This is a genomic window from Flavonifractor sp. An4 (genome assembly GCF_002161755.1).
In the GTDB taxonomy this organism is placed as follows: domain Bacteria; phylum Bacillota; class Clostridia; order Oscillospirales; family Oscillospiraceae; genus Flavonifractor; species Flavonifractor avicola.
This window is the reverse complement of sequence record NZ_NFIL01000069.1, coordinates 1-5,854: the sequence shown is the minus strand read 5'-3', so window position 1 is coordinate 5,854 and position 5,854 is coordinate 1. Positions and strand designations below refer to the sequence as shown.

Annotated in this window: 5 protein-coding genes and 1 pseudogene; 2 read left to right on the top strand and 4 right to left on the bottom strand. The window is 47.2% G+C overall.

What is annotated here, in order from left to right; genetic code table 11:
* Nucleotides 1-807 (top strand): helix-turn-helix domain-containing protein (locus B5F94_RS15315; RefSeq protein WP_087331386.1); only part of this gene is annotated, 807 nt, incomplete at its 5' end.
* Between the two features lie 110 nt (nt 808-917).
* Here B5F94_RS15315 and B5F94_RS15310 read toward each other — a convergent pair.
* The 4 genes and pseudogenes from B5F94_RS15310 to B5F94_RS15295 all read right to left on the bottom strand — a co-directional run bounded on the left by B5F94_RS15310 (nt 918) and on the right by B5F94_RS15295 (nt 3,765).
* Complete coding sequence (locus B5F94_RS15310) at nt 918-1,199, bottom strand: DUF6809 family protein (RefSeq protein ID WP_087331384.1); 282 nt, start codon at nt 1,197-1,199, stop codon at nt 918-920.
* A gap of 13 nt (nt 1,200-1,212) precedes the next feature.
* The gene (locus B5F94_RS15305; RefSeq protein ID WP_087331382.1) at nt 1,213-1,590 is read right to left on the bottom strand and encodes a TnpV protein; all 378 of its coding nucleotides are present in this window, start codon (nt 1,588-1,590) and stop codon (nt 1,213-1,215) included.
* Between the two features lie 103 nt (nt 1,591-1,693).
* Nucleotides 1,694-3,280: pseudogene (locus B5F94_RS15300) on the bottom strand (type IV secretory system conjugative DNA transfer family protein); the annotation flags it as partial.
* Entirely contained in the window at nt 3,277-3,765 is a 489-nt protein-coding gene (locus B5F94_RS15295) for a PcfB family protein (protein ID WP_016316991.1), read from the bottom strand. The gene B5F94_RS15295 and the pseudogene B5F94_RS15300, both read right to left, overlap by 4 nt.
* A gap of 416 nt (nt 3,766-4,181) precedes the next feature.
* On the opposite strand from B5F94_RS15295, the gene B5F94_RS15290 reads away from it, so the two are divergent.
* Nucleotides 4,182-5,636, top strand: coding sequence for a DUF5677 domain-containing protein (locus B5F94_RS15290; protein ID WP_143383327.1), 1,455 nt, complete (start codon nt 4,182-4,184; stop codon nt 5,634-5,636).
* Nucleotides 5,637-5,854: the final 218 nt, after the last annotated feature.

The following is a 5,854-nucleotide window of genomic DNA, read 5'->3' as shown; positions in this document are numbered from 1 at the left end:
CGGGTGGTGGACAAACACCTGACGCTGGAACAGTTGGCGGAGCAGACCGGCCTGTCCAGATCGGCGCTGGGAAAATATGAAAGCGATGACTATAAGGACATCAGCCCGTTTGCGATTGCAACGCTGGCGGACTTTTACGGCGTGTCCACCGACTATCTGATGGGGCTGACGGAAAATAAAAATCACCCAAACACAGAACTTCAATCTCTGCATCTGAGTGATGATATGGTGGAACTTTTGAGCAGCGGCAAAATCAACAACCGGCTTCTCTGCGAACTGGCTACCCACCCGAATTTCCGGCGGCTGATGATAGATATGGAAATCTGCATCGACCAGATCGCCAATATGCGGGTGGAGCAGATGAATCTGGTGTTGGAGGCAACCCGGCAGACCGTCATGAGCAAGTATGCGCCCGGAGAAGATGACCTTTATATGCGGACGCTGGAATTGGGGCAGGTGCAGGAAAGTGACTTTTACAGCCACGTTATGCACGATGATCTGGACAGCATCGTCCGGGACATCCGGGAAGCACACCGCAAGGACAAGACCACCGCCGACCCGCAGCCCACGCTGGATGATGTGAAGGAAAAATTTGAGCAGGCCATAGGGCAGGGCAGCGATACAGAAATGTTGATCCACGAGTTCTGCGATAAGTTGCAGATACCCTTTGAGAAGATTTCCTCGGAGGACTTCTCGGCGTTCCTGCGGATACTGAGCCTGTCCAAGCAGCTCAAAAGCCCCAACAATATGAGAGGAAAGGCCAGCCCCATCCCGCCCAACCGCAAGGCCAGACGTAAGCGGAAGTGAAATTGAGCGGCAAAAAAGCCATCCGCCGGTTGATTGGCAAATGGCTTTCATGAAGCTGTATTCTGTTGTGGTGGTTGTTCCCAGTTTGGGAACAGCCATTATTGAAGATGCTATTCTTTGTCTTTCTGCGACACCTGCGCATGGGCTTCCTGCTGGACAAGCAGCCCCGCCGAAAAGCCGTATTTGAAGTGGCTTTCGTTTTCCTCACATTGAGCGATTGCCACCTGCTCCCGCAGTTCTTCAACCAGTGCATAGTCCTCTTTGCTCAGACGCTCAGATAAAGTGTCCATCAGGGCGGCACTGGCTTTGACTGCCTGCTTGAACCTCGATGAATCAGCGACCACCGTTTCACAGGGATAAAATCTGCCGTTATACATTTCTTCCAGAATCATGCGCCCACCTCCCTCAGACAAAAATCATCTCAGACAGGATGATTTCCTCTGCCCGGCTGCGGATGCTGTTCATGCCCCCGACCCACGCAAGCTGGTCACGGGCTTTCAGTTCCTCGGTGACACCCTCTGCCTCCTGCATCTGCGAGACAATACACGCCAGCCGGTCAGCGGCCTGTTCGTTCAGGTCAGCAAGATATGTCCAGAGTTTTTCCGACAGAAGCAGTGCATTGTACTGGCCGGGCCGGTGTTCTTGCAGAAACGCCTTGTGCATCCGGCCCCACTGCCCAATGGGGCGGCTTTCCTCCGGCAGCTCCAGATCGGGGATGTAGTAGTCTCCCACCAGCGTGTAGCTGATGCCGTTTTGATGGATTTTCTTTGGTAAATGCTCCATATTCGACCTCCTGTATTCAGTTTTTTCAGAATCCAGTTGATCGTGTCCCTGTTCATGATAAATTCAAGGCAACTGAACTCTTCACGAACAAGTATGGCATATCCTTTCCTAATTTCTGATAGTTGAGGCCATGAGAAACCTGGCTGCCCCGGTTCTCGGATCGATTGAAGCTGTCGATGGTCTCCTTGCCCAGCAGCTCCGAGATTTCTTTCAGGGTGGATTTCTCCTTGCCTCCCAAAAACAAGGTGGTGTCGCAGTTGCCCACAATGGTATCCGCGGCATCCTTGTAGATGGTCTTTAACTGGCTTTGGGACTGCAAAATAATAGAAGCCGAGATTTCCCGGCTCCGGATGGTGGCAATCAGTTTGTCAAAGTTGGGTATCTGCCCGATGTTGGCGAACTCGTCCAGGAGGCACCGCACATGGACGGGCAGCCTGCCACCGTACACGTCGTCCGCCTTGTCGCACAGGAGATTGAATAGCTGGCTTTGCAGCATGGCGATAACGAAGTTGAAGGTGGTGTCCGTGTCGCTCATAATGAGGAACAGCGCCGTTTTCCGGTCGCCCAGGGTATCCAGCTCCAGTTCGTCGTCCGACATGATCTCCCGCAGCTCCGCAATATCGAAGGGGGCAAGGCGGGCGCCGCAGCTAATCAGGATGGATTTCAGGGTTTTGCCGGCAGCCAACTTGAATTTGCGGTACTGCTTCACAGCGAAGTGATCCGGGTGCTCCTTCTCCAGCTTGGCAAAGAGCAGGTCAACGGGGCTTTGAAATTCCTCGTCGTCCTCTCTGGCCTCCGATGCGTTGATGAGCTCCAGCAGCGTGAGGAAGTTTCGCTCCTCCGGCTCCGCCTCGTACCAGATGTACCCGATCAGAGCGCAGTACAAAAGCCGTTCGGCCTTGACCCAAAAATCTTCCGAGGATTTTTCTCCGTCGCCTTTGGTGTTGGCAATGATGACATTGACCAGCTTCAAAATATCCTTTTCGCTGCGGATGTAGGCGAAGGGGTTGTATTTCATGCTCTTTTTGAAGTTGATGGTGTTGAGGACCTTGATGCGGTACGGCTCATAGATGACCTTCCCGCGGGCGTCCTGCATGGGCTTTCCGTTCTCGTCCAGCTTGGGGGCGCCCTGCCGCAGCATGGTCCCTACCTCGGACAAAAGCTGTCCTTTGGGATCGGTGACCACATAGGAACTGTGCATCTGCATGAGGGAGGGTTTGACGAAAAACCGGGTCTTGCCGCTGCCGCTGCCACCGATGACCAGGATATTTTTGTTCCGGGCGTACTTGGGATTTTTTGGGCGGCTGGACATGGTGAGCTTTTCCGTCTGGGTCAGAGGGATGTTCCAGTCGGGGACTGGATCGACATAGGGGGCAATATCTGCCGCCGTGCCCCACCGGGCGCTGCCGTACTCAATACCCTTGCGGTATTTGCGGGCGTTTTTCCCTTTGGCGTACACCGCCAGCCGGACGATGACCGCCCCGGCGATGCCCACCAGCAGGTCCAGAGGATGCAGACTGGGAGCCGCATAAGAAAACACCTCCGTAAAGCCCTGACTCAAATGCAGGAACTTTTCAGAGGCGTCAAGGCCGGGGGCAAGGCGCACCGCCTGGCAGAGCTTATCAAAGAGATACACGAACAGCAGATACGGGAGATTTAGGATGAGAACCTTCTTCAAGTCAACCGTCATAATTCCACACCCCGGTCTTTGGTCTTGACCTTCTCCCGCTGGCGGTGCTGGGCTTTAGACTGCTGTTTCGCCTGCTCTAGCTCCTTACGGATGGAGGGCTTTTTCTCTTTCTCCAGGTTCTTTGCGGAAAACTCCCGAAAAGCCGCCGTGATGACATCGGCATCCCGGCCCTTGAAGAACACCAGGTAACGGGGTATCTCGCCGCTGGTGTCCTTTTTCAGCGCGAAGTCAATGCCGTACTTCTTGGCGGTGGCAGAAAAGGCCCGGATGTTCTGGTCGGTGATCTCGATGTTGGAAACGCCGGTGTTGTGCTTCATCAACTGCCGGAGGGTCTGCTTTCCGTGGTGCAGCTTGGTCTTGTGGCCGGTCACGCCCTTCTGCATCTCATCCAGCACTTTTTTCATGGCCTGTTGCAGCATCCCGGCGGAGAGCTTGGTGGCCTCCACGCAGAGGGCAACGGTGCGCTGGGTGACTTCTTCCTGCATAAGTCATCATCTCCTTTCGGCGGTTCGGAAAGGTGTTCATTTTCGGGAAAAAGGCGGCCTCTATGCCGCCTGGATACCCCAGAGGGGAAAACCTATGGGCGGCGGTCTTTCGGCTGATCGCGGAATAAGAAACATGGGATTTTTAGCTTCTTCCGATGCAGTTTTGAGATAGCAATAGTAATGCTTTCAAAGCGAAAGTGCTCTCTAGGTATAAAAAAAGTCATAGGTCAAAACCTACGACTTTGAAGATCAATAAATTTTAAAAGCAATGCTTTCGTTGCTTAATGTTGGAAAGAATGATACAATAAAATTAACTTCTAAAGCGGAATTATAGCACAAATATATTCACATTAAGTGATGAAACGCATTCGATACAGATAAAAAATTGACTTTCAAAGATTGGGAGCAAAATTAACATGAACAGAAGTAAGTTGTCCCAACACACCAAAATTGGAGATACGCTCCACACACCATTTACGGGTTACCTAGGAAACCGCATGAAGGAAACATCATGGAGCCGTGATAAATTACCGCAGTTTATTTGGATAGCACTGATTTTTTCTACATTCGACAGAAATTATGCTTTTAAAGTGTTGAGCGATATCATCAAGGAGCTTAAAAAGCAACAAATATGTATTGCTGAATTGTCCGAAGTCTTATCTTTAAAAGAACAAGAGCAGGAAAAATGGTTTGACATTATAGATATGTTTATACCTAAAGAAGTACTATCTCCTCTTTCTATAGTATTTTCATCGAGAGAGTATCCTTACTTTTTTAATAGATATTGTATGCCAGAACTGGATTTAGAACTTAAGATTACCAAACTAATGCAAGCAATAGAAAAAAATTTATCCTTTCATTCACATGAATCTACAGATATCTGCTTTATTGTTATATGGTTTTATATTAGTGCAAAAAAGATGCTTTTTTCTAGAGAATGTACCATGTCTACAAGAGCCCTTACAGAATATTATAAGCATTCACATGATGAAGAAGTGATGTCAGACTATCGTCCCATAATTCGAGCCACTATGCAAGGCTTAAGTGTTTTTATGGATGGTTCTTTTTCACATAAATTTTGGGATCAACTTGCGCAAATAACTTCTTGCAAACCCATGATAATTGATTATATACATGAGGACATTACTATGAACAAAGAGTTTTTGACTGATAGTATGAAAACATTAGAATTTATCGGTGCCAATGTAAAAGACAAGTATCAATCAGCAAAATACACAATAAGCATGGGGATTGTTACATATATTATTAAATTATATGCAGAAATACTGGATCACGAATTACAAAACACAATTTCCAGTAGAATCCTTTTTAGGACAATAGTAGAGGCATATATTAATCTTAAGTATCTTCTTTATAAAGAACCATCCACACCAGATGTATTCGAAAAATTTCAAAGTTATGGATTAGGAAAATATAAACTCGTAATGGCAAAATTACGTGAAGGAAAGTATCAAAAAGATCCTGACGCTCATATTAATTCTAAACTGCTTGAAGTTTATGTTAATGAAGTTAAAGACGAAGAATTCACTCCAATAAATCTTGGATACTTCGATAAAGATAATATTAGAAAGAAATTTGAATTAGTTGGAGAAATGGAGTTATATGAGATTTACTATGATTATGATACCAATTACGTCCATGCTTTTTGGGGGGCGATAAGAGAGTCCGCAATGCTACTATGCGATAACCCGTCACATCTATACCATAATGTACCAGACTATACGATGGAACAAATGTTGTCAGATATTGACCATGACTGCATTATGGTTTTAAAGAAAGTATTTTCTACAATTTCTTCCTATATAGAACTCCCGGATTTTTTTGTTAACAAATATGACATGCGGTGTTAATTATGATTGAATCTAAACCAATTATTCGTATTCAAAAAGAATACCGAGAACTTATAGCAATATACGAAGATGATTTGAAGCGGAAATCAATTTCTGATTTTAGGCCTTGTTTTAAAAATTGCAGAGTATTGCATCATTTCAACAAAATGGCGATAGCGCCAATGTAAACGAAGGCAAGGAATGAGGAGTCGAGCTTATCATAGCGGGTGAAAATCCTG